The 21443-nt window shown below is 67.3% G+C and carries 23 protein-coding genes, 1 tRNA gene and 3 pseudogenes; 7 read left to right on the top strand and 20 right to left on the bottom strand.

Annotated elements, in window-relative coordinates; translation table 11 throughout:
- Window positions 1–542: phasin family protein (locus tag Y694_RS02530; protein WP_036229582.1), on the bottom strand; the 542-nt coding region annotated here is incomplete at its 3' end.
- A gap of 228 nt (window positions 543–770) precedes the next feature.
- Here Y694_RS02530 and Y694_RS02535 point away from each other — a divergent pair.
- Window positions 771–2777: an SDR family oxidoreductase gene (locus Y694_RS02535; RefSeq protein ID WP_036229584.1), complete on the top strand. Its 2007-nt coding sequence runs from the start codon at window positions 771–773 to the stop codon at window positions 2775–2777.
- A 45-nt stretch (window positions 2778–2822) separates the two neighbouring features.
- On the opposite strand, the gene dmeF is transcribed toward Y694_RS02535, so the two are convergent.
- The 11 genes and pseudogenes from dmeF to Y694_RS02590 all read right to left on the bottom strand — a co-directional run bounded on the left by dmeF (window position 2823) and on the right by Y694_RS02590 (window position 10334).
- Window positions 2823–3848 carry a CDF family Co(II)/Ni(II) efflux transporter DmeF gene (dmeF, locus tag Y694_RS02540; RefSeq protein ID WP_036229587.1) on the bottom strand — a complete coding sequence of 342 codons (1026 nt, stop codon included), beginning with the start codon at window positions 3846–3848 and terminating at the stop codon, window positions 2823–2825.
- Between the two features lie 10 nt (window positions 3849–3858).
- Entirely contained in the window at window positions 3859–4281 is a 423-nt protein-coding gene (locus Y694_RS02545) for a hypothetical protein (protein WP_231497504.1), read from the bottom strand.
- On the bottom strand, window positions 4278–4610 hold the full coding sequence (locus tag Y694_RS02550) for a heavy-metal-associated domain-containing protein (RefSeq protein ID WP_036229588.1): 333 nt from the start codon (window positions 4608–4610) through the stop codon (window positions 4278–4280). Before Y694_RS02550 ends, Y694_RS02545 begins: the two co-directional genes overlap by 4 nt.
- A gap of 17 nt (window positions 4611–4627) precedes the next feature.
- Window positions 4628–5281, bottom strand: coding sequence for a hypothetical protein (locus Y694_RS02555; protein ID WP_036229590.1), 654 nt, complete (start codon window positions 5279–5281; stop codon window positions 4628–4630).
- A complete protein-coding gene (locus tag Y694_RS02560; protein ID WP_152543378.1) occupies window positions 5278–5562 on the bottom strand; it encodes a copper-binding protein in 285 nt (94 codons plus the stop codon). The genes Y694_RS02555 and Y694_RS02560 overlap by 4 nt, the downstream gene beginning before the upstream one ends.
- Window positions 5563–5589: 27 nt before the next feature.
- Window positions 5590–6072: a DUF411 domain-containing protein gene (locus Y694_RS02565; RefSeq protein ID WP_051495525.1), complete on the bottom strand. Its 483-nt coding sequence runs from the start codon at window positions 6070–6072 to the stop codon at window positions 5590–5592.
- A complete protein-coding gene (locus tag Y694_RS02570; RefSeq protein WP_036229593.1) occupies window positions 6073–6579 on the bottom strand; it encodes a cupredoxin domain-containing protein in 507 nt (168 codons plus the stop codon). It lies immediately after the preceding gene.
- A gap of 42 nt (window positions 6580–6621) precedes the next feature.
- Window positions 6622–8045 (bottom strand): annotated as a pseudogene (locus tag Y694_RS02575) (multicopper oxidase family protein).
- Window positions 8046–8065: 20 nt separating this feature from the next.
- On the bottom strand, window positions 8066–9511 hold the full coding sequence (locus tag Y694_RS02580) for a TolC family protein (RefSeq protein ID WP_036229596.1): 1446 nt from the start codon (window positions 9509–9511) through the stop codon (window positions 8066–8068).
- A 10-nt stretch (window positions 9512–9521) separates the two neighbouring features.
- Window positions 9522–9863 (bottom strand): hypothetical protein, encoded by a 342-nt coding sequence (locus tag Y694_RS02585; RefSeq protein WP_011828097.1) that lies wholly within the window; start codon window positions 9861–9863, stop codon window positions 9522–9524.
- A gap of 108 nt (window positions 9864–9971) precedes the next feature.
- Window positions 9972–10334 (bottom strand): hypothetical protein, encoded by a 363-nt coding sequence (locus tag Y694_RS02590; protein WP_011828098.1) that lies wholly within the window; start codon window positions 10332–10334, stop codon window positions 9972–9974.
- Window positions 10335–10467: 133 nt separating this feature from the next.
- Here Y694_RS02590 and argB point away from each other — a divergent pair, with 133 nt between their 5' ends.
- The 5 genes and pseudogenes from argB to Y694_RS02615 all read left to right on the top strand — a co-directional run bounded on the left by argB (window position 10468) and on the right by Y694_RS02615 (window position 14143).
- Window positions 10468–11382 (top strand): acetylglutamate kinase, encoded by a 915-nt coding sequence (gene argB, locus Y694_RS02595; RefSeq protein ID WP_011828099.1) that lies wholly within the window; start codon window positions 10468–10470, stop codon window positions 11380–11382.
- Between the two features lie 3 nt (window positions 11383–11385).
- A complete protein-coding gene (locus Y694_RS02600) occupies window positions 11386–12117 on the top strand; it encodes a pyrimidine 5'-nucleotidase (protein WP_011828100.1) in 732 nt (243 codons plus the stop codon).
- Window positions 12095–12756, top strand: a pseudogene (gene slmA / locus Y694_RS02605) (nucleoid occlusion factor SlmA). The gene Y694_RS02600 and the pseudogene slmA overlap by 23 nt, the downstream one beginning before the upstream one ends.
- A 53-nt stretch (window positions 12757–12809) precedes the next feature.
- Entirely contained in the window at window positions 12810–13721 is a 912-nt protein-coding gene (locus Y694_RS02610; RefSeq protein ID WP_036229602.1) for an ATP-binding protein, read from the top strand.
- Between the two features lie 8 nt (window positions 13722–13729).
- Entirely contained in the window at window positions 13730–14143 is a 414-nt protein-coding gene (locus Y694_RS02615; protein ID WP_011828103.1) for an NUDIX domain-containing protein, read from the top strand.
- A gap of 16 nt (window positions 14144–14159) precedes the next feature.
- Here the strand turns inward: Y694_RS02615 and Y694_RS02620 are convergent, their stop codons facing one another.
- The 8 genes and pseudogenes from Y694_RS02620 to ispB all read right to left on the bottom strand — a co-directional run bounded on the left by Y694_RS02620 (window position 14160) and on the right by ispB (window position 20923).
- Entirely contained in the window at window positions 14160–14354 is a 195-nt protein-coding gene (locus Y694_RS02620; protein ID WP_011828104.1) for a DNA gyrase inhibitor YacG, read from the bottom strand.
- Between the two features lie 19 nt (window positions 14355–14373).
- Window positions 14374–15126, bottom strand: a complete 753-nt coding sequence (gene zapD, locus Y694_RS02625; protein ID WP_011828105.1) for a cell division protein ZapD — start codon at window positions 15124–15126, stop codon at window positions 14374–14376.
- 69 nt (window positions 15127–15195) lie between these two features.
- Window positions 15196–15819 carry a dephospho-CoA kinase gene (coaE, locus tag Y694_RS02630; protein WP_011828106.1) on the bottom strand — a complete coding sequence of 208 codons (624 nt, stop codon included), beginning with the start codon at window positions 15817–15819 and terminating at the stop codon, window positions 15196–15198.
- A gap of 6 nt (window positions 15820–15825) precedes the next feature.
- On the bottom strand, window positions 15826–16677 hold the full coding sequence (locus Y694_RS02635) for an A24 family peptidase (protein ID WP_011828107.1): 852 nt from the start codon (window positions 16675–16677) through the stop codon (window positions 15826–15828).
- 14 nt (window positions 16678–16691) lie between these two features.
- Window positions 16692–17917, bottom strand: a pseudogene (locus Y694_RS02640) (type II secretion system F family protein).
- Window positions 17918–17950: 33 nt separating this feature from the next.
- Entirely contained in the window at window positions 17951–19669 is a 1719-nt protein-coding gene (gene pilB, locus Y694_RS02645) for a type IV-A pilus assembly ATPase PilB (RefSeq protein WP_036229607.1), read from the bottom strand.
- Window positions 19670–19815: 146 nt separating this feature from the next.
- Window positions 19816–19892 (bottom strand) — tRNA-Pro (locus Y694_RS02650).
- Window positions 19893–19930: 38 nt separating this feature from the next.
- Window positions 19931–20923 carry an octaprenyl diphosphate synthase gene (gene ispB, locus Y694_RS02655; RefSeq protein WP_011828110.1) on the bottom strand — a complete coding sequence of 331 codons (993 nt, stop codon included), beginning with the start codon at window positions 20921–20923 and terminating at the stop codon, window positions 19931–19933.
- A 205-nt stretch (window positions 20924–21128) separates the two neighbouring features.
- Here ispB and rplU point away from each other — a divergent pair, with 205 nt between their 5' ends.
- Window positions 21129–21440: a 50S ribosomal protein L21 gene (gene rplU / locus Y694_RS02660; protein ID WP_011828111.1), complete on the top strand. Its 312-nt coding sequence runs from the start codon at window positions 21129–21131 to the stop codon at window positions 21438–21440.
- Window positions 21441–21443: the final 3 nt, after the last annotated feature.

The raw sequence follows: 21443 nt of genomic DNA on the forward strand, positions 1-21443 counted from the left end.
GCGCGCTTGCGCGGAGCGGCGCGCTTGGCGGCGGCCTTGCGGGGTGCGGCGGCCTTCGCGGCCGTCTTGGCGGGTGCCGCCTTGCGGGCCGCAGGGGCCTTGGACAGGCGGGCCACGTTGGCACTGAGGGTGTCGATGCGATGGATCAGCGCATCGATGTCCTTGCTCGACGGCACGCCGAGCTTGCCCAGCGCCTTCGCGACGCGCTCCTCGAAGATCGATTCGAGCTTGTCCCACTGCTGGCCGGCGCGCGCCTGCACGTCGTCGGACAGCTTCGTCATGCGGTTGCTCACCTCACCCAGCTTCTCTTCCGCGGCCGCCTGGGTCCTGCGCTGGATCGAGACACCTTCCTTCACCAGCGACTCGAACACCTTGCCGCCTTCGCCCTGGGCCTTGGCGAACGCGCCGAGCCCGGCCTGCCAGATCTGCTGGGCCGAGTCCTTGACCGAGTTCGCGAGCTGGCTGTCGAACAGTTGTGCCATCGAAGGTGTGCCCGCGGCGGCACTCTGCTTGTCCGCGAGTTTCTGCAGCTTCTTGACCATGCTTGTGTTCCTTGTGGATCCGGCGCGGCGCTTCACAGCGAAGCCCTCGCCGGAGGCACTATAGAAGCGCGGGCTAGAAGTCGCAGCCTAAAGGCGAGCGAATCGTCCGGGTGCATCAGGCGCCCCGGGAAAGTCCCGAGCGCGGCACGCGCTGCGGGGCGATCGTGCACCGCCCGCGGTGGACAAGAATGAGCAGGCACCCGCGGCAGCAACAGCAAGGAGGATGGCATGCAGTATTTCGTCACCGGGGCCACCGGCTTCATCGGCAAGCGGCTGGTCAGGAAACTGCTCGACCGGCGCGGCTCGACCGTGCACTTTCTGTTGCGGCCCGAGAGCGAGCGCAAGCTGCCCGAACTGCTGGCCTACTGGGGTCTCAGCGGCGCTGCCAAGGCCCGCGCGGTGCCGGTCTACGGCGACCTGACGGCGAAGAAGCTGGGGGTGGCCGCCGATGCAATCAAGGCGCTGAAGGGTCGCATCGATGCGATCTACCACCTCGCCGCGGTCTATGACCTGGGCGCCGACGAGGCCGCGCAGGTGCAGGTCAACATCGAGGGCACGCGCAGCGCGGTGGAGTTCGCGCAGGCGATCCAGGCCGGGCACTTCCACCACGTCTCGTCGATCGCGGCGGCCGGGTTGTACGAGGGCGTGTTCCGTGAGGACATGTTCGACGAGGCCGAGGGCCTGGACCATCCGTACTTCATGACCAAGCACGAGTCCGAGAAGATCGTGCGCAAGGAATGCAAGCTGCCGTGGACCGTGTTCCGCCCGGCGATGGTGGTCGGCGACTCCACCACCGGCGAGATGGACAAGATCGACGGCCCCTACTATTTCTTCAAGCTGATCCAGCGCATGCGCCAGCTGCTGCCGCCCTGGATGCCGGCGGTGGGGTTGGAAGGCGGGCGCGTGAACATCGTGCCGGTGGACTTCGTCGTCGCGGCGCTCGACCACATCAGCCATGCGAAGCTGGAGCTCGACCGCCGGTGCTTCCACCTGGTCGACCCGGTCGGTTACCGCGTCGGCGACGTGCTCGACATCTTCGGCAAGGCCGCCCATGCGCCGAAGATGAACCTGTTCGTCAACGCGGCGCTGCTCGGCTTCATTCCCAAGAGCGTGAAGAAGGGGCTGATGGCGCTGGCGCCGGTGCGCCGCATCCGCAACGCCGTGATGAAGGACCTGGGCCTGCCCGAGGACATGCTGACCTTCGTCAACTACCCGACCCGCTTCGACTGCCGCGACACGCAGGCGGCGCTGAAGGGCAGCGGCATCGAGTGCCCGAACCTGAAGGACTACGCCTGGCGGCTGTGGGACTACTGGGAGCGCCATCTCGATCCCGATCTCTTCATCGACCGCAGCCTTCGCGGCACGGTCGGCGGCAAGGTGGTGCTGGTCACCGGCGGCAGCTCGGGCATCGGCCTGGCGGCAGCCTGCAAGTTCGCCGAGGCCGGCGCGGTGACGGTGATCTGTGCGCGCGACGCCGACAAGCTCGACGAGGCCGTGAAGGAGATCAAGGCGTTTGCCGGCAAGGAGGCCCGGGTGTTCAGCTATTCAGTCGACATCGCCGACGAGGCCGGCTGCAAGGCCTTCCTCGAGGCGCTGCAGGCCGAGCATGGCGGCGTCGACTTCCTCATCAACAACGCCGGCCGCTCGATCCGCCGCGCGATCGAGAACAGCTACGAGCGTTTCCACGACTTCGAGCGCACGATGCAGCTCAACTACTTCGGCTGCCTGCGCGTGACGATGGGCGTGCTGCCGGGCATGGTGGCCAAGAGGAAGGGCCATGTCGTCAACATCAGCTCGATCGGCGTGCTGACCAATGCCCCGCGCTTCTCGGCCTATGTGGCGAGCAAGGCCGCGCTCGATGCGTGGACGCGCTGCGCCTCCAGCGAGTACGCCGACACCGGCATCAGCTTCACGACCATCAACATGCCGCTGGTGCGCACGCCGATGATCGCGCCGACCAAGATCTACAACAACGTGCCGACGCTCGCGCCCGAGGAGGCGGCCGACATGATCGCCCAGGCCTGCGTCTACAAGCCGGTGCGCATTGCCACCCGCCTGGGCACCGCCGGCCAGGTGCTACACGCGCTGGCGCCGCGCGTAGCGCAGATCGTCATGAACACCAGTTTCCGCATGTTCCCCGACAGCGAGGCAGCCAAGGGCGAGAAAGGCGCGAAGCCGCAGCTCTCGGCCGAGGCGGTGGCGCTGCAGCAGATGATGCGCGGCATCCACTTCTGAGGGGCGGCGCAAGCGCCGCTCCGCCCGTCGCGGCCGGTGCGGACTTCAGTGCGCGTGGCCGTGGCCGTGCGCGGCGGGGGGCGATGCTCCGCGGCAGCGGTTGATCTCGATCGACACATGCGCCAGCCCAGCCAGTCCGTCCAGCCGGTCGCGGTAGTGGTCGGCGGCGAGCGGCGCGTCGGCCACCAGCGTGGCCTGGCAAGCGAACTGCGCATCGCCGACGCGCCACAGGTGCAGGTCGGCCACGCGCGCGTCGCCGTCGGATTCGAGCCGCTCGCGCACCTTCTGTGCGAGCGGATGGTCCATCTCACGGTCGAGCAGGATGGTCGACGTCTGCCGAAGCAGGCCGAACGACCAGACCGCGATCAGCGCCGCGCCCAGCAGGCCGACGAGCGGGTCGACCCACACCCAGCCGGCGTACTTGCCGGCCAGCAGCGCGCCGATCGCCAACACCGAGGTGGCGGCATCGGCCAGCACGTGCAGGTAGGCGGCGCGCAGGTTCAGGTCCTTGCCGTCGGCGTGGTCATGGGCGTGTGCAGCGTGTTCGGCGGCGTGTGCGTGGTGTTCGTGGGGGCCATGGCCGTGGCCGGCGTGCCCCGCTCCGTGCGTGTGGTCGTGGCCGCCGTGCAGCAGCTTCGCGCACACCGCATTCACGGCCAGCCCGATCACAGCGACGACCAGCGACTCGTCGTAGGACACCGGCTCCGGCGCCCACAGGCGCAGGCCGGACTCGACCGCGATGCCGATCGCCACCACGCCCAGCAGCACGGCGCTGGTGTAGGCCCCCAGCACCTCCACCTTCCACGGCCCGAGCGAGAAGCGGGCATCGCCGGCCCAGCGCCGCGCCAGCGCGTAGCTCAGCGCCGCCACGCCGATGGCGGCGGCGTGCGTGCCCATGTGCCAGCCATCGGCCAGCAGGGCCATCGAGTGCCACCACCAGCCAGCCGCGATCTCGGCGACCATCATCGCGAGCGTGATGCCGATCACCCAGTGAGTGCGACGCTCCGCGGCCCCGCGGTCGGCGGCGAAGTCGTGACGATGCTGCCAGGGGCTGAGGTCGTGCGCGTGCATGGGTCCTAGCTTAGCCGGCCGACAGCAGGGGTTGCACGAAGGCGAACCACGCCCCCATGGCAAACAGAGCAACCGACACGGCGTACACGCGGCGGGAGGTGCGACGCGTGCGCAGGCAGGCGTCGCGCAGCGACGGATCGATCGGGCAGGGTGCATGACGCTGCCGCCATTGCAGCGCGCCGGCAACGCCCAGCATTAGCGCGGCGAAGCCGAACACCAGCGCCTTGTGCTCGCTCAGCCACACCAGTTGCGGTACCGCGGCGACCAGCGACGACAGCACCGCACCGGCGCCCAGTGCCACCAGCAGGGCCGGCAGCGCGCAGCACACCAGCGTGCCGCTGCTCGCCAGTAGCGCGGCGAAGGCGCCCCAGGTGCCCGCACGCAGACCCGTGCGCCCGTCGGGCCCGGCCTGCGGCGCAGCGAGGGGCGTCACTTCTTCTTCGCCTTGGCTGCGGCGGCGCGCAGCTCTTCGACCGACTGCTCGACCGACTCGACCTTGACCACGTCGTAGCCGGCGTCCTTGATCTCGGCGCGCACCTTGTCGACGTCGATCGTCTGCCCTTCCCGGGCCTCGACCGCGACGATCTTCTCGCCGAGATCGACGTAGACCGCGCGCGTCTGCGGCATGGCGGTCAGCTTCTTCTCGATGCCCTGCGCGCAGAAGGCGCAGACCATGCCGTTGACGGTGATCCTGGTGGTGGGCGCGGCCTGCGCAGAGGCCACGAACAGGCCCGCGGTGGCCAGTATCAGCAAGGTTCTCATGATGAGTTTCCTTCGGTTCAGAAGATGTACATGAAATTGAAGCGGGCCTGCTTCTCGGTGTTCAGGCCCGCCTCGACGAAATAGCCCTTGTCGATCAGCCGGAGCATCGGCGTGATCTCGACGCGCTCCGACAGGCCGCGCATGTGCCGCGCCTCGACGATGAGCCAGGGCTGGGTCTCCTCGTACGCGGCCTCGTAGAAAGAGAAGCCGGCGCGCACGGCGGCGTAGTCGTGGCGAATGCCTTCGGCGCGGTACAGGCGCCCGAAGGCGGCGACATAGACGCGCGTGGTCTCGTAGTCGAGCTGGATGCCGGGCGCCAGCAGCGTGCGCGTGCCCGCGTAGTCGTTGCCGCGGATGCCGCCGGCGCCGACTACGAGCCAGGCGTTGGCCTGGGCATGCGGCAGGTTCCACCGAGCCATCAGGCGCGTGTAGGTGAGTTCGGCGACATCGCGCGTCATGCGCTCGTCGTCCGAGCGCATGAACAGGCCGCCGATGCCGATCGCGTCGCGCGGCGTGTAGGCATGGTTGACCCAGGCCTCGCGCCAGTTCGGGCCGAAGTCGCCCATCGCCATCTGGCTGCCGTCGAAGCCCATCGGGCCGGCACGGGCGCCGCTGACGAGCGCGATCAGCGCGGCGGCGGCGAGGCAGCCCCGGGCCGTGGTCGATCTCATCTCGCGCTCTCGATCGCCGTGACCGTGTAGACCCCGTCGATCCGGTCGACGCCGAAGCGCACCTTGTCGCCCACCTTCACCCTGGCCAGCAGTGCCGGGTCCTTGACCTGGAACACCATGCTCATCGGCGGCATGTCGAGGTGCTTGATCTCGCCGTGCTTGAGCGTGATCTTGTTCTGCGCGGCATCGACCTTGCGCACCTCGCCGTCGATCAGGGGCTGGGCGCTCGCCAGCGTCGTGACGACGGTGAGCAGCAGGGCGGTCATGTGGCTTTTCATCATCGGGTGGCTCCGTGTTGCAAGTTCCGTTCAGGGATAGGCCTGGTAGACGGTCGAGCGGCCGTCGCTCTGCACCAGCAGCACCTCGTAGGGATCCCGGCGGCCACCGTACTCGGGGCCGTCCATGCCGGGCGAGCCGATCGGCATCGCCGGCACGGCCAGCCCGACGGCCTGTGGCCGCTCCCTCAGCAGCCGCCACACCTCGCGCGCCGGCACATGGCCCTCGACCGCATAGCCGCCCACGCTCGCGGTGTGGCAGGAGCCGTAGCGCAGCGGCATGCCCAGCCGGGCCCGCGCATCGGTGTTGCCGTCGTCGTGGGCACGCACCATAAAGCCGTGGGCCTCGAGATGTCGGATCCAGTCCTTGCAGCAGCCGCAGGTCGGGCTCTTCCAGACGTCGACGAGCGGCTTGCCGGCGGCGGCAGCCGCCGGCAGCGCTGGGGTTGCGAACAGCGCGGCGAGAGCCTTCAAGGTCCGGCGTCGATTGTCCTGATGTCGGTGCTTCATGGTCATTCACTCCTTGGATGTGCGCGCATCGGCCACGACGATCCTGCCGACCATGCCGGCCTGGTAGTGCCCGGCGATCAGACAGGCGAAGTCGAACTCGCCGCGGCGGTTGAAGGTCCAGACGATCTCGCCGGTCTGCCCCGGACCGACGTGCGCCATGTAGGGCTCGTCGTGCTCCATGTCCGGGAACTTCATCATCAGCGCGGCGTGCGCGTCGTTCTCGGCCCGGGTGCCGATCACGAACTCGTGCATCAAGTTGCCGTCGTTGCGGAAGACGAAACGAACCGTTTCACCCTGCCTCACGTCGAGCCGCTCGGGGCTGAAGCGCATGCTGTCTAGCATCCTCACTTCGATCGTCCGCCGCGCGGCCTTGGCGTCACCGGCGATGCCCCAGTCCTTCTGTTCCTTCTTGGCGACAGCGGGCTTCTTCGCAGGCTCGGCATCGCCATGGGCCCGGGCGAGGCCGGAGGTGGCGACCAGCGCCGCCAACAGCAGGGTTTCAATGTTCAGCATGGAGGTCCTCGTCATGGGTGGTGATCGGGCTTGATGTCGAGCTCAATGGCCGGCGTGGCCGCCACCGCCACGCGCCGGCTTGCGCACTTGGACCTCGATGTCGGTCGCCGGCATGTTCTTCGCGGGCATCGCACTGGTGCTCTCGGCCTTGAAGCGTGCCGGCTCGGCCAGTGCGCCGGTCCACTCGTAGGCCATCGTCCCGGCCGGGTGCCTGAACCAGCCGGGTCCTTGTAGTCGCCCGGCTTCTGGTCCTTCCGGACCTTGAGCATCGTGAACATGCCGCCCATCTCGACCGAGCCGAACGGGCCGGCGCCGCTCATCATCGGCGCGGTGTTGTCGGGCAGCGGCATCGGCATCTCGGCCATGTCGGCCATGCCGCGCTCGCCCATCACCATGTAGTCGGGTACGAGCTGCGTGATCTTCGAGACCACCTCGCGGTGGTCGACGCCGATCATCGTCGGCACACCGTGCCCCATGGCATTCATCGTGTGGTGGCTCTTGTGGCAGTGGAAGGCCCAGTCGCCTTCCTCGTCGGCCCGGAACTCGATCTGGCGCATCTGGCCCACCGCCACGTCGGTGGTCACCTCAAGCCAGCGCGTGCCCTTCGGCGTCGGCCCGCCGTCGGTGCCGGTGACCGCGAACTCGTGGCCGTGCAGGTGGATCGGGTGGTTGGTCATCGTCAGGTTGCCGATGCGGATGCGCACCTTATCGTTCTTGCGGACGTTGAGCGTGTCGATGCCCGGGAACACGCGGCTGTTCCAGCTCCACAGGTTGAAGTCGAGCATCGTCATGACCTTCGGCGTGTAGGCACCGGGATCGATGTCGTAGGCGTTGAGCAGGAACACGAAGTCGCGATCGACCTCGTCGATCAGAGGGTGCTTCTGTTTCGGGTGCGTGATCCAGAAGCCCATCATGCCCATCGCCATCTGCACCATCTCGTCGGCATGCGGGTGGTACATGAAGGTGCCGGGGCGGCGCGCGACGAATTCGTAGACGAAGGTCTTGCCGGGTTGTATGGCGGGCTGCGTGAGCCCGCCGACGCCGTCCATGCCGTTGGGCAGGCGCTGGCCGTGCCAGTGGATGGTGGTGTGCTCGGGCAGCTTGTTGGTGACGAAGACGCGCACGCGGTCGCCTTCCACCACCTCGATCGTCGGCCCGGGGCTCTGGCCGTTGTAGCCCCAAAGATGCGCCTTGAAGCCGGGGGCCATCTCCCGCACCACCGGTTCGGCGACCAGGTGGAACTCCTTGACGCCGTTGTTCATGCGCCAGGGCAGTGTCCAGCCATTCAGCGTGACGACCGGCTTGTAGGGCCGGCCGCTCTCGGGCACCAGCGGAGGCAGCGTGTCGGGCGAGTGCTGCATCACCGGTTCGGGCAGCGCGGCCATCGCGACCTTGCTGACGGCGGCGGCGCTGACGGCCGCAGTGACCGCGCCGGCACGGCCGAGGAAGTTGCGTCGGGAAACCATGGGTGTGTCCTTGTTGGGCTTCAGTGGCGGCCGACGCTGGCATCGGCGCTGCCGGCCGCCATGCCGGTGCCGAGCGCCATGCCGCTGCTGCTCGAGAGTCCGGGCTTGCCGATCAGTGCCATCTCGAGATCGGCCTGGGCCAGCCAGAAGTCGCGCAGCGACTCGATGCAGGCGTTGACGCCGGCGATCTGCGAGCGTGCATCCGCGAGCAGCTCGAACACGCCGATCAGCATGCCGTTGTAGCGCAACACGTTTTCTTCAGCGATGCGCTGGCGCAGCGGCACGATCTCGTCGCGGTGGTGACGCGCGATGTCCCAGGCCGAGCGATAAGCCCCATAGGCCTCGCGCACTTCCGAGCGGGCGTTGACCCCCGTCTCGGCAGCGCGGTTCAGCGCCTGCATGTAGACCGCCTCGGCGCGCGCGACGCGCGCTCCGCCCCAGTCGAACAGCGGCAGCTCCAGCCCCAGCTCCCAACCCGTCTGCGTCGGTTCCTCGTTCGAACTGTTGTGGGCCCAGCCCAGCTCCAGCACGTTGACGAAGCGCGTCGTCTTCGTGAGACCGAGGCTCTTCGCGGTCTGCTCCGCCGCGAGCTTGGCCCCCTGGACGTCCAGGCGCTGAGCCAGTGCGGCGCGCTCGATCTCGGGCTGATCCGTCGGAGCCTCTGGCAGGTCGGGCAGCCGCTCGGGCAACTGGAAGCGCGTCTGCGGGCCCCACAGGCCCATCAACCGCGTCAGTCTCTCGCGCGAGGCCAGCGCGGCGTGCTCGGCTCGAGCCATGCCCAGCGTCGCGTCGGCGTAGAAGCCCTGCTCGCGCAGGCGCTGCAGCTTGTTGAAGTTGCCGACTTCGGCCATGCGCCGAGCCAGTTCGGCGCCGGCCTCGGCCGCCTGCTGCACCTGGCGCCGGTAGCGCACCGTCTCCTCGGCGGCGACCGCGTTGAAGTAGGCCTTGCGGGCCTCGGACGCCAGCGACAGCAGCTGCAACGTGACGACGCCGCGGGTCTGTGCGAAGCGCCGCTCCTCGACCTGGCGCACGAGCGGCATCGCCAGCAGCCGCGCGAGATTGAGGTGGTAGCCGCGCTCGAGTTCGATCTCGTCGCCGCGTTTCAGTCGGCCGAAGCTGATGCCCGGGTTCGGCAGGCGACTGGCCTGCACCAGCTCGGCCTCGCCGATGCCCAGCTCGAAGAACCGGGCCTGGAGCCCCTTGTTGTTGAGCAGCGCGACCTGCACCGCATCGTCGACCGTGAGTGGACGCGTGAGCAGTTCGGCCACGCGGGTATCGATGCGGTTCTGATTCTCGGCAGTCCGGGCCCAGACGACGTCCTTGCCGAGACGCTCCTGGGCCACCTGCTCGACGGTGTCGAAGCCGCCATCGGGGCTGAACGAGGCGCAGCCGGCCAGCGCGAGGCTCGCCAGCACGAGCGGCAGGCCGCGGGCCGCTGCGGCGCAGGCGTGTCGTGGTGTCGTCATCGCTCGCTTCTCAGTGATGGTGATGAGGAGCGCCGTGGGGCGTCGACGGGGCTCCGGTCGATTCACTCGCGGCGGGCGTGACCGGCGCAGCGTTTGCCGGCCGCGAGGCCTGCGATGCCTCGCGCGCATAGGCGCGCCAGCCCCCGATGCGGCCGACCGCGTCGTTCGCGTCCTTCCAGGACTGCAGCCTCGTGTCGCCGTGGCGGCTGTAGCCGGTGAACGCCGATGGAGGGGTGAAGGTCGGGACGGCCGCGCTGGCGTTCAGCGGGTCGGGGCGTTCGGTGGCCACAGCGGCCAGGGAGCAGGCCAGCAGGGCAACCGGCAACCAGCAGTGCGATCGGGACAGAGCCATGGAGCATCCTCGCGGGAACACGTTCGAGGTCCGGGCGGTCGGGACCGGCCGGGATCGAGGCGGCGGCGCTCGCGAGCGCGTGCCGAGGCACACGCCCGTCGGGCCGCGTCAGGCGAGGACGGTTCGGGGAGGGCGGTCGAGCCCGCCGATCGCGGGCTGGCCGGTATCGCGTGCGAGCGCGGGAATTGGCGCCTCGGCCGGCAGGGCGACCGTGGCCGATTCACCGTGCGGCACGATGCCGATCGCTGCGTGGCACCAGTCGCAGGACTGGCAGTTCGACGGCGCGGCGCCATTCTCATCGCCCTGATGGCAGGGCGGCAGCGCCGCCCCGGATGTGGCGGTGTGGTGGTCTGCGGAGAGTGCGACGGCGGGCGCCTCGGTGACCTGCGGCAGGCCCATGGAGGCCACCGCCCAACTGCGCAAAGGCAGCAGGGCCAGCATCAGGTAGAGGATCCAGGTGGCGCGGCGCATGAGGACAAAAGTATGCGTCAGACTGAGCCGGGGCTGCGGCGAAAAGTTCCGCGGCGCACGGTCCGGTGCAGGCGCTGGACTAGGGCGAACCCTAGAATCTCTTGCGACAGACCCTGAGTTCGGAGATCCCGTCATGGCCCCACCCGTTCCCGCCCCCTCGTCCGACCTGCCGAACATCGCTCCGCGCGACAAGGCAGAGATCCTCGCGCAGGCTCTGCCTTACATCCGCAAGTTCCACGGCAAGACGCTGGTCATCAAGTACGGCGGCAACGCCATGACGGACCCCGCGCTGCAGCAGGACTTCGCCGAGGACATCGTGCTGCTCAAGCTGGTGGGCATGAACCCGGTGGTCGTGCACGGCGGCGGGCCGCAGATCGACGAGGCGCTGTCGCGCCTGGGCAAGAAGGGCACCTTCATCCAGGGCATGCGCGTGACCGACGAGGAAACGATGGAGGTCGTCGAGTGGGTGCTCGGCGGTGAGGTGCAGCAGGACATCGTCGGTCTCATCAACGCGGTGGGCGGCAAGGCGGTCGGGCTCACTGGCCGCGACGGCGGCATGATCCGGGCGCGCAAGCTGAAGATGGTGGACAAGGACGACCCCAGCATCGAGCACGACGTCGGCCAGGTCGGCGAGATCACCGCCATCGACCCCGCGGTGGTCAAGGCGCTGCAGGACGACCAGTTCATCCCGGTCGTGAGCCCCATCGGCTTCGGCGAGCACAACGAGAGCTACAACATCAACGCCGACATGGTGGCGAGCAAGCTGGCCACCGTGCTGCAGGCGGAGAAGCTGATGCTGCTGACGAACACGCCGGGCGTGCTCGACAAGGCGGGCAAGCTGCTCACCAACCTGTCGGCCCGCGAGATCGACGAACTGTTCGCCGACGGCACGATCAGCGGCGGCATGCTGCCGAAGATCGCCGGCGCGCTGGATGCCGCGAAGAGCGGCGTCAATGCGGTGCACATCATCGACGGCCGGGTGCCGCATGCGATGCTGCTCGAGATCCTGAGCGACCAGGCCTACGGCACGATGATCCGGTCGCACTGAGCAGTGGCTGCCGCCGGCCGGCCGGTCGTCTGGCTGTTCGACCTCGACAACACGCTGCACGACGCCTCGCACGCGGCGTTCGGCCTGCTCGACGAGGCGATGAACGACTACATCGCGCAGGCGCTTCGGGTCGACGCGGCGCAGGCCGACTTCCTGCGGCTCGACTACTGGCGCCGCTACGGCGCCACGTTGTTGGGGCTGGAGCGGCATCACGGCATTCGCGCCGCGCACTTCCTCGAGCACACCCACCGCCTGCCGGACCTCGAGCAACGGCTGCGCGGGAGCCCGCGTGACCGCGCTGCGTTGCGAGCGTTGCCGGGGCGCAAGTTCGTGCTGACCAATGCGCCGGCCAGCTACGCCAAGCGCGTGCTGACGGCGCTCGACCTGGCGGATTGCTTCGAGGGCATCGTCAGCATCGAAGGCATGCGCCTGTTCGGTCATCTGCGCCCCAAGCCCGATGCACGCATGTTCCGGGTGGTGCTGGCGAGGCTGAAATTGCGGCCGGCGCAGTGCGTGCTGGTCGAGGACACGCTGGCCCACCAGCGCGCGGCGCGCGCCGTCGGACTGCGCACCGTCTGGATGCAGCGATATGTGTGGCGCAATGCTCATGGACCCGAAGTAGGTGCGCGCTTGCGTCGAAAGCCCGCTTATGTGTATGCAAGAATTCGCTCGCTTTCGACGCTAGCCACCCACTTCCTCCCCGCCCGCGCGCATGTCCGACACGCCGATCCCTGAGCCGCTGGATGCCGCCGACGACACGCCCGCCGAGGGGGTCGCCGCCGCAGCACCCGTGCGCAAGCGGCCCAAGCCGGGCGAGCGCCGCATCCAGATCCTCCAGACGCTGGCGTCCATGCTGGAACAGCCCGGTGCGGAGCGCATCACGACGGCGGCCCTGGCGGCCAAGCTCGACGTCAGCGAAGCGGCGCTGTACCGGCACTTCGCCAGCAAGGCGCAGATGTTCGAGGGGCTGATCGATTTCATCGAGAGCAGCGTGTTCACGCTGGTCAACCAGATCGTCGAGCGCGACACCGATCCGCGCGATCAGGTGCACAAGATGACCACCGTGCTGCTGCAGTTCGGCGAGAAGAACCCCGGCATGTCACGCGTGATGGCGGGCGATGCCTGGTGTTCGAGAACGAGCGCCTGACGGCGCGCATGAACCAGTTCTTCGATCGCTTCGAGTCGCAGCTGCGACAGAGCCTGCGAGCGTTGGCCGAGGCCGGCGGGTCGCAGACGCCGACCGTCGATGCCCAGGCGCAGGCTTCGGTCCTCGTCAGCTTCGTGCTGGGCCGCTTGCAGCGCTATGCGCGTTCGGGCTTCAAGCGCCTGCCGAGCGAACACCTCGACGCGGCACTGCGGCAACTCGCCACCTGATCCGGCCCCGCCCCGGCGAGGGGCTTCGGCGCCCGCCCCTACACTCGGCGGCCATGAATCCCGAGTTTCTTTCCTTGATGCAGCAGGCCGAGCGCGTGCTCGCGCGGCTCGATGCCCTGCTGCCGGGGCCGGGCGCCCGGCCGGTGACGGCGCCGGACTGGTCGGCATCGATCGCCTTCCGCTACCGCCGGCGGGGTGCCTCGCTGCTGGGAGGCGGCTGGCTGGAGCCGGTCCGGCACGTGGCATCGATCCGGCTGGCCGACCTGAAGGAGGTCGAGCCCCAGAAGGAGCGCCTGGTGCGCAACAGCGAGCAATTCGTCAGCGGCCGGCCGGCCAACAACGTGCTGCTGACCGGCGCGCGTGGGACCGGCAAGTCCTCGCTGGTGAAGGCCTGCCTGAACGAGTTCGCGCCGCGCGGACTGCGCTTGATCGAGATCGACAAGGCCGATCTGGTGGATCTGCCCGACATCGTCGACTTGGTGGCCGAACGCGACGAGCGCTTCCTGGTGTTCTGCGACGACCTCAGCTTCGACGAGGGCGAGCCGGGCTACAAGGCGCTGAAGTCCATCCTCGACGGCTCGGTGGCGCAGTCGAGCGACAACGTGCTGATCGTGGCGACGTCCAACCGCCGCCACCTGCTGCCCGAATACATGAAGGAGAACCTCAGCTACCAGCACACCGAGGATGGCGAGGTGCATCCCGGCGAGGTGGTGGAGGAGAAGATCTCGCTGTCCGAACGCTTCGGGTTGTGGATCAGCTTCTATCCGTTCAGTCAGGACGAGTACCTGGCGATCGTCGCGCAGTGGCTGAGCGCCTTCGGCGCCAACGCGGACCACATCGCCGCGGCGCGACCCGAGGCGCTGGTCTGGGCGCTGGAGCGGGGTTCGCGCTCGGGCCGGGTGGCCTGGCAGTTCGCGCGTGACTACGCGGGGCGCGGCCGTCAGCGCGACGAGGTGCCGGGGTGAGCGAGCGCATGCCGGTCGATGTGGCGGTCGGGGTGCTGTTCGACGCGCAGGGGCGCTTCCTGATGACCTCGCGGCCGGACGGCAAGGTGTATGCCGGCTACTGGGAATTTCCGGGCGGCAAGCTGGAGGCCGGTGAAACGGTCGAGCAGGCACTGCGCCGCGAACTGCAGGAAGAATTGGGCATCTGCATTGCCGACGCGCAACTCTGGAAAACGGAGCTGATCGACTATCCGCACGCTCGCGTCCGGTTGCATTTCTGCAAGGTGCACGCGTGGAGCGGCGAACTGGAGATGCGCGAACGGCAGGCGGCGCGTTGGCAGATGCTGCCGGTCGAGGTACGCCCGATCCTGCCGGGAACGGTGCCGGTGCTGAATTGGCTGGCCGAGGAGCAGGCGTTTTCGGGCAGCACCCACGCGGACTAGCGCGCAGCCCGATGCTTCAGTGCTCGGCGTCGTCGCCTTCCACCGGCGGTGAGGCCTCGACGCGATAGCGTTCGTTGGCCCAGGCGCCCAGATCACCGTTCTTGCAGCGCTCGCTGCAGAAGGGGCGGTAGGGATTGGTCGACGCATAGATGCTGAACTGCCCGCAGCCCGGGCAGCGCACGGTGCGTGGCGGGATGTCGCTGCCGGTCATCGACGCAGGAGAGCGCTCGTCAGCACAGCGTGAGCTCGAAGCTCACATCGTCGCCGCTGGGCCGCAACCGGCCTTCACCATCTTGCCGCATGAGGCGGATCGACGCCATCAGGCGGTGGCCGCTGATCTCCGGCACCAGCCCGGCCGACTCTTCAAGACGCACCCGCATCAGGCTGAAGCTGCGCCCCGACGGCAAGCTCTGCTGGTACTGGCCGGCGGCGGCGAACACCATGTGCGGGCTGCCCGACTCGCGCAGCAGGGCCATCAGAACCTTCAGGGCGTCGGCGAGCGGCAGCAGCGTTGCCATCCAGCGCTGCAGGTCGGCCTTGCGGTGAGCCACGCTCTCGTGCTGCCACGCGTAGTAGCCCGGCAGATCGAACTCGCAGGTGCCTCCGGGGATGCTGATGCGGCTGCGGATGCCCATCAACCACTCGTTCGTGGTCAGCGCATGGCCGGCCTTGCCCGGCAGGTGGTTCAGCGACGCGAAGGCCTCATCGATGCGCAGGATGACCTGGTCGAGCGCGGCCTCGGAGATCGAGGGATTGCCGCGGTACTGGGCCAGTTGCGTCTTGTGGCGCTCCAGGTCTTTGAGCAGGTCGCTCTTCAGGTCGGCCCGGGATGCAACATCCATGATCTCGAAGATCGTCGCGATGGCGAAGTGATGATCGATCGCCGGCTCGCGGTCCGCCAGCACCGTGAGCCGCTCGAACAGGTGTTCGAGGCGCAGCATCGTGCGGATGCTCTCGTTCAAAGGGTACTCGTAGAGGATCAAGGCGGGCCACCTGCGCGCTGCAACGCGTCCGATTGTTCCACAGGGTTCGCCCCGAGCGAATGCCCAGCCTCAGCGGTCTACAGCCATCCAGTGCTTCCAGAGGACATCGATGACCGTCCGTAGCGCATCGAGCGAGTCCCCCCGGTTGTCGATCACGGCGTCGGCCGCAGCTCGGCGGAGGGGCCGCGGGGCCTGCTGAGCCATCACGCGCCGCACTTCGTCGGGAGTCCAGCCGGACCGTCGCGCCACGCGCGCGACCTGGACTTCCTCGGGGCAATCGACCACCAGCACGCGATCGACGCGATCACGCCAGCGATCCGACTCGACCAGCAAGGGTACGTCGAACACGACGCAGGCTGCGTCGACGCCGGCGCGTGCGAACTGTTCCGTCTCGTCGCGGATCAGGGGGTGCAGGATGGCCTCGAGCTGCAGACGCACGGCGGGGTCGGCGAAGGCCTGGGCCCTCATCCAGACCCGGTCGAGACCTCCGTCAGCGCGGTCGATGCAGTCCGGCCCGAACTGCGCGCGCAGCGCCGGAAGCGCGGCGCCACCCGGCGCGGAAAGCCTGCGTGCGATGGCATCGGTATCCACCAGTAGCGCGCCGCGCCCTTCGAGCAGCGCGGCCACCGTACTCTTGCCACTGCCGATGCCGCCGGTGAGACCGATGCGCAAGCTGATGCGTTCGCTGCCCATCGAGCCTCAGGCCCAGCCGAGCCAGCCCATCACGCGCTCGGCGCCTGCGTACAGGACGACCAGTCCGGCACCGGCCAGGAAGGGGCCGAAGGGCACGTAGCGACCTTCGTGCAGAGCGCCAGCCAGCTTCATGGCGATGCCGACGATGGCACCGATCAACGAAGCTCCGAGCACGATGGGAAGCAGCATCTGCCATCCGAGCCAGGCACCGAGGGCGGCCAGCAGCTTGAAGTCGCCCGCGCCCATGCCTTCCTTGCCAGTCGTGAGCTTGAACAGCCAGTACACCGACCACAGCGACAAATAACCGAACACCGCGCCCCAGACGGACGTCGAGAGCGGCAGCGTCCAGCCGAGCGCGGCAGCCACCAGCCCGGCCCAGAGCAGTGGCAAGGTGAGGCTGTCGGGCAGGAGCGTCGTGTCCCAGTCGATGCCGGACAGTGCCAGCAGGACGGCGACGAAGGCGCACCAGGCCAGCACCGTCGGTTGCGCGCCGAAACGCCAGGCCAGCGAGGCGAACAACAGCCCTGTCGCGATCTCGAAGAGAGGATAGCGCGGAGAGATCGGCGTCTTGCAGGCTGAGCAGCGTCCGCGCAACAGCAGCCAGCTCAGCACCGGGACATTCTCGAACCAGCGGATGCGATGACCGCATTGCGGGCAGCGCGAGGCGGGTTTCGCCAGCGTGAGCGCGGGAGATTCTGGGGCCGTGACCCCGAGCAGCTCGGCGCTTTCGAGTCGCCAGGCCCGCTCCATCATCTGTGGCAGGCGGTGGATGACGACGTTGAGAAAGCTGCCGATGCACAGCCCGAGCAGCCCCAGAGCCCAGGGCGACAGCAGCACGCCCTGCAGGTCGGACGACATGCCTCCGGGCGTGCTCAGACCACCTGGCCGAGCTTGAAGATCGGCAGGTACATCGAGACCACGATGCCGCCGATGATGGTGCCCAGCACGACGATGATGATCGGCTCGAGCAGGCTCGACAGGCCCTTGACGGCCTCATCGACCTCGGCCTCGTAGAACTCGGCAGCCTTGGACAGCATGTGATCGAGGGCGCCCGATTCCTCACCGATGGCAGCCATCTGCAGCACCATCACGGGGAAGATGCCGGTCGCCTGCATCGAGGTGGTCAGTGCCGTGCCGGTGGAGACGTCCTTCTGGATCTGCTCCGTCGCTTCGGCGAACACGGCATTGCCAGAGGCGCCACCGACCGAGTCGAGCGCCTCGACCAGCGGTACGCCGGCCGCGAACATCGTGGCGAGCGTGCGCGTCCAGCGAGCGACGGCCGACTTGAAGATCAGATCACCGAACACCGGCAGCTTCAACAGCAGCCTGTCCATGGTCTTCTGCATCTTCTCGGATCGCTTCCACGACTCGAAGAAGAAGTAGGTGCCGCCGATGATGACGCCGAAGATCAGCCACCAGTAGCTGACGAAGATCTCGGACATGGACATCACGAACAGCGTCGGGGCCGGGAGGTCGGCTCCGAAGGACGTGAAGACTTCCTTGAAGGCCGGGATCACGAAGATCATGATGACCGCGACGACCACGAAGGCCACCACCAGCACGGCCACCGGGTAGATCAGCGCCGACTTGATCTTGCGCTTGATCTCGAGCGTCTTCTCCTGGTAGGTCGCCAGCCGCTCGAGCAGTGTTTCCAGGATACCTGCGGCTTCACCGGCCTCGACGAGGTTGCAGTAGAGCGCGTCGAAGTACAGCGGGTGCTTGCGGAAGGCCGACGACAGGCTGGTGCCGGTCTCGATGTCGGAGCGGATGTCGGTCAGCAGCTTGGTCACGCGAGGTTGGTGCTGCCCCGCGCGACGATGTCGAAGGACTGCAGCAAGGGAACGCCGGCGCGCATCATCGTCGCGATCTGGCGCGTGAAGATCGCAATATCCTTCGGCTTGATGGACTTGCCGCCGCTCATGCGGCGCTTCTTCACCTTGTTGACGAGGATGCCCTGGCGGCGCAGGGACGCGCTGACGACCGACTCGCCGCCGGCTCGCATCTCGCCGCGCACGACCTTGCCGTTCTTGTCCTTGCCTTCCCACTCGAAGACGAATTCCTTGATGTCTCGCGCCGAAGCCGTTGCTGCTGTGGCCATGGTGTCTCCGACTCTCCCCGCCGCCTAATGGGCTTACTCGTTGGTGACCGAGATGACTTCTTCCAGGGTGGTCACACCCGCTCGCACCTTGACCAGACCCGACTGACGCAAATCGCGCACGCCCTCTTGCTGTGCCTGCTTTGCGATGTCGACCGCATTGCCCTGCGTCAGGATGATGCGCTGGATCTCTTCGCTGATCGGCATGACCTGGTAGATGCCGACACGCCCCCGGTAGCCATTGCTGCAACTGGAGCAGCCGACGGCACGATAGGGCTTCCAACTGCCATCCAGGTCCGATTCAGCGAAGCCGGCGCGAAGCAACGCCTCGCGAGGGTAATCGGCCGGCGCCTTGCAGTTCTCGCAGAGTTTGCGCGCCAGCCGCTGCGCCGTGATCAGGATCACGCTGGAGGCGATGTTGAACGGCGCGACGCCCATGTTCATCAGGCGGGTCAGCGTCGTCGGCGCGTCGTTGGTATGCAGCGTGCTCATCACCATGTGCCCGGTCTGCGCCGCCTTGATGGCGATGTCCGCCGTGTCGAGATCGCGAATTTCGCCGACCATGATGACGTCCGGATCCTGCCGCAGGAAGGCCTTCAAGGCGACCGAGAAGTTCAGTCCTGCCTTGTCGTTGACGTTGACCTGGTTGACGCCCGGGAGGTTGATTTCGGCCGGGTCCTCCACCGTGGAGATATTGACGCCGGGTTGGTTCAGGATGTTCAGGCAGGTGTACAGAGACACCGTCTTGCCGGAGCCTGTGGGACCGGTGACCAGCACCATGCCATAGGGGCGCTTGATGGCTTCCAGCAAGCGGTCTTTCTCGACCTTCTCGTAGCCGAGCGCCTCGATGCCGAGCTTGGCACTCGACGGGTCGAGGATACGGATCACGATCTTCTCGCCGAACAGCGTGGGCAGGGTGCTGACCCGGAAATCAATCGCCTTGCTGCCGAACTTGAGCTTCATGCGGCCGTCCTGCGGCACGCGCTTCTCGGCAATGTCGAGCCGGGAAATCACCTTGATGCGGGAGGCGAGCTTGTCCTTGATGGCAATCGGCGGTTGCGTGATCTCGCGCAGTTCGCCATCGACGCGGAAGCGGACCCGGTAGTTGTATTCGAACGGCTCGAAGTGCAGATCGGAGGCTCGTGCGTTGATCGCATCGATCAGCATCTTCTGAAGGAAGCGAACGACCGGTGCGTCCTCGACGTCGGTGGTGACCTCGGCGGCGTCGGATGCGCTGGTGTCTTCCTCGGTGACGTCGAACTCGAAATCACCGGCGACCAGCGACTCGAGAGACTCGCTGGCCGTTGTCGTAGCTGCATCGACGAGCCGGGACAGCTTGTCGTGCTCGACGATCACCCACTCGGGCGTCAGCTGCGTTGCGAACTTGATGCGTTCAGCGGCCTCCTGGTCGGTGGGGTCGGCCCCGGCGATGAAGAGGCGGTTGCCGCGCTTGCCCAGCACCAATACCTGATATTGGGTGGCCAGCTTGGCATCGATGACGTTGCGAGGCAGGCGCTGCGGATCGACCGCCGCCAGATCGAGCAAGGGCATCGCCAGCACGCTGGACAGCGTATGGGCAAGATCCGAAGGGTTGACGGCGCCAGCGCTCAGGACCGCCGAGATGAAGCTGCGCTTCTGCTCCTTGGCGCTGCGGACCAGATCTTCGGCGGTCTTGACGTTGAGCTTGCCCGCGTGCACGAGCACGCGCGCGACGCCGGACAGCGAACTCTGCGGGGCATCGGCGAGGGTATCCACAGGGCAATCGGCGAAGTCAGGGCTGCAACCGAATCATGATCGCCGATTCATGCGGCCCTGTAAACGACCGAGGTCCGCGGATGTGAGCATCCACCACGCGATGCCGTGCAGACGCCACGACTGTGTTGGCAAAACCTGTCAGAAGATGGTCGGGGTGAGAGGATTCGAACCTCCGGCCTCTACGTCCCGAACGTAGCGCTCTACCAGGCTAAGCTACACCCCGATTGGGTCAGATCGATGCTGACTGCTCAGGTCAACGGTTCACGAGGAACGCTCTGTCGACTGAGCACATAAGTGTAGCAGAGCTTCGCGGTACTGCGAGTCTGGCAGGACCGACAAGGCTTCGCAGGCTCGGGCGACCTCGGCGCGCGCCACTTCCCTGGTGGCCTCCAAGGCGCCGGTGGATCGGACGATCTCGATGATCTCCGGCAGGCGCTGCACCTCGCCTTGCTCGATGGCCGCACGCACGACGTCCCTTTGCGCCGGCGTCCCTCGCGTCATGGCCACCAGCAAGGGCAGCGTCGGCTTGCCTTCCCGCAGGTCGTCGCCGATGTTCTTTCCCAGTGCCGACGTGGCGCCTTCATAGTCCAGCAGGTCGTCGACCAACTGGAATGCGGTGCCCAGCGCCCTCCCGTAATCGGCGCACGCGGTTTCGACGCCGGGGGAGGCGTCGGCCAGCATGGCGCCGAGCCGAGCGCTGGCCTCGAACAGCTTGGCCGTCTTGAACCGGATCACCCGGAGATAGTCGTCGATGGACAGGTCGGGGTCGTGCATGTTCATCAACTGCAGGACTTCGCCCTCGGCGATCACATTCGTGGCGTCGGCCAGCACTTCCAGAACCCTCATGCGGTTCACGGAGACCATCATCTGGAAGGCGCGCGAATAAAGGAAGTCGCCAACCAGCACGCTCGCTGCATTGCCGAAACGCGCATTGGCCGTGTCACGTCCGCGCCGCAGCGCGGACTCGTCGACGACGTCGTCGTGCAGCAAGGTCGCGGTGTGGATGAACTCGACCGTCGCCGCCAGTTCGAAGCGCTCCGGACCCCGGAAGCCGAGTGCCTGCGCGAACAACAGCACCAGCATTGGACGTAACCGCTTGCCACCGGCGCTGATGATGTAGTGCGATATCTGGTTGATCAGCGCGACATCCGAAGCCAGTCGGCGCCGGATCAACGCATCGACCTCGCCCATGTCGGCGGCGACCAGGTCTGCGAAGGAAAGTGTCGACCCGGAGACGTTCGAGACGGCAGTCACGCTGAAGGAGGAGGAACTCGAGGAATTTCGAGCGTTTCGATTATAGGGAGGGGGATCGCGCGCGACCTGCGGCTCAGGGCGCCCAGCGTACCCGGTGCATGCCGACCTCCCGAGCGATGCTACAATCTCAGGCTCTGCGCATTTCGCAGGGACCGTCTGGGGGCCGGCAGGCACCGAGGCGGGTCATTCGAGTGAAAGGGCTGATATGTACGCGCTCATAAAAACCGGTGGCAAGCAGTACAAGGTTGCTGCCGGCGAAAAAATCAAAGTAGAACAGATTGCTGCGGACGTTGGCCAAGAGATCGTGATCGACCAGGTGCTCGCCGTCGGAAGCGGCGCGGACCTCAAAGTTGGCACTCCCTTGGTTGCCGGCGCGACTGTCAAGGCCACGGTCGTGGCCCACGGCAGGCACGACAAGGTGCGCATTTTCAAGATGCGTCGCCGCAAGCATTATCAGAAGCGGCAGGGTCACCGCCAGAACTTCACCGAGCTGGAAATCAGCACGGTGAACGGCTGACAC

The organism is Methylibium sp. T29-B (assembly GCF_000576225.1).
GTDB lineage: Bacteria > Pseudomonadota > Gammaproteobacteria > Burkholderiales > Burkholderiaceae_C > Methylibium > Methylibium petroleiphilum.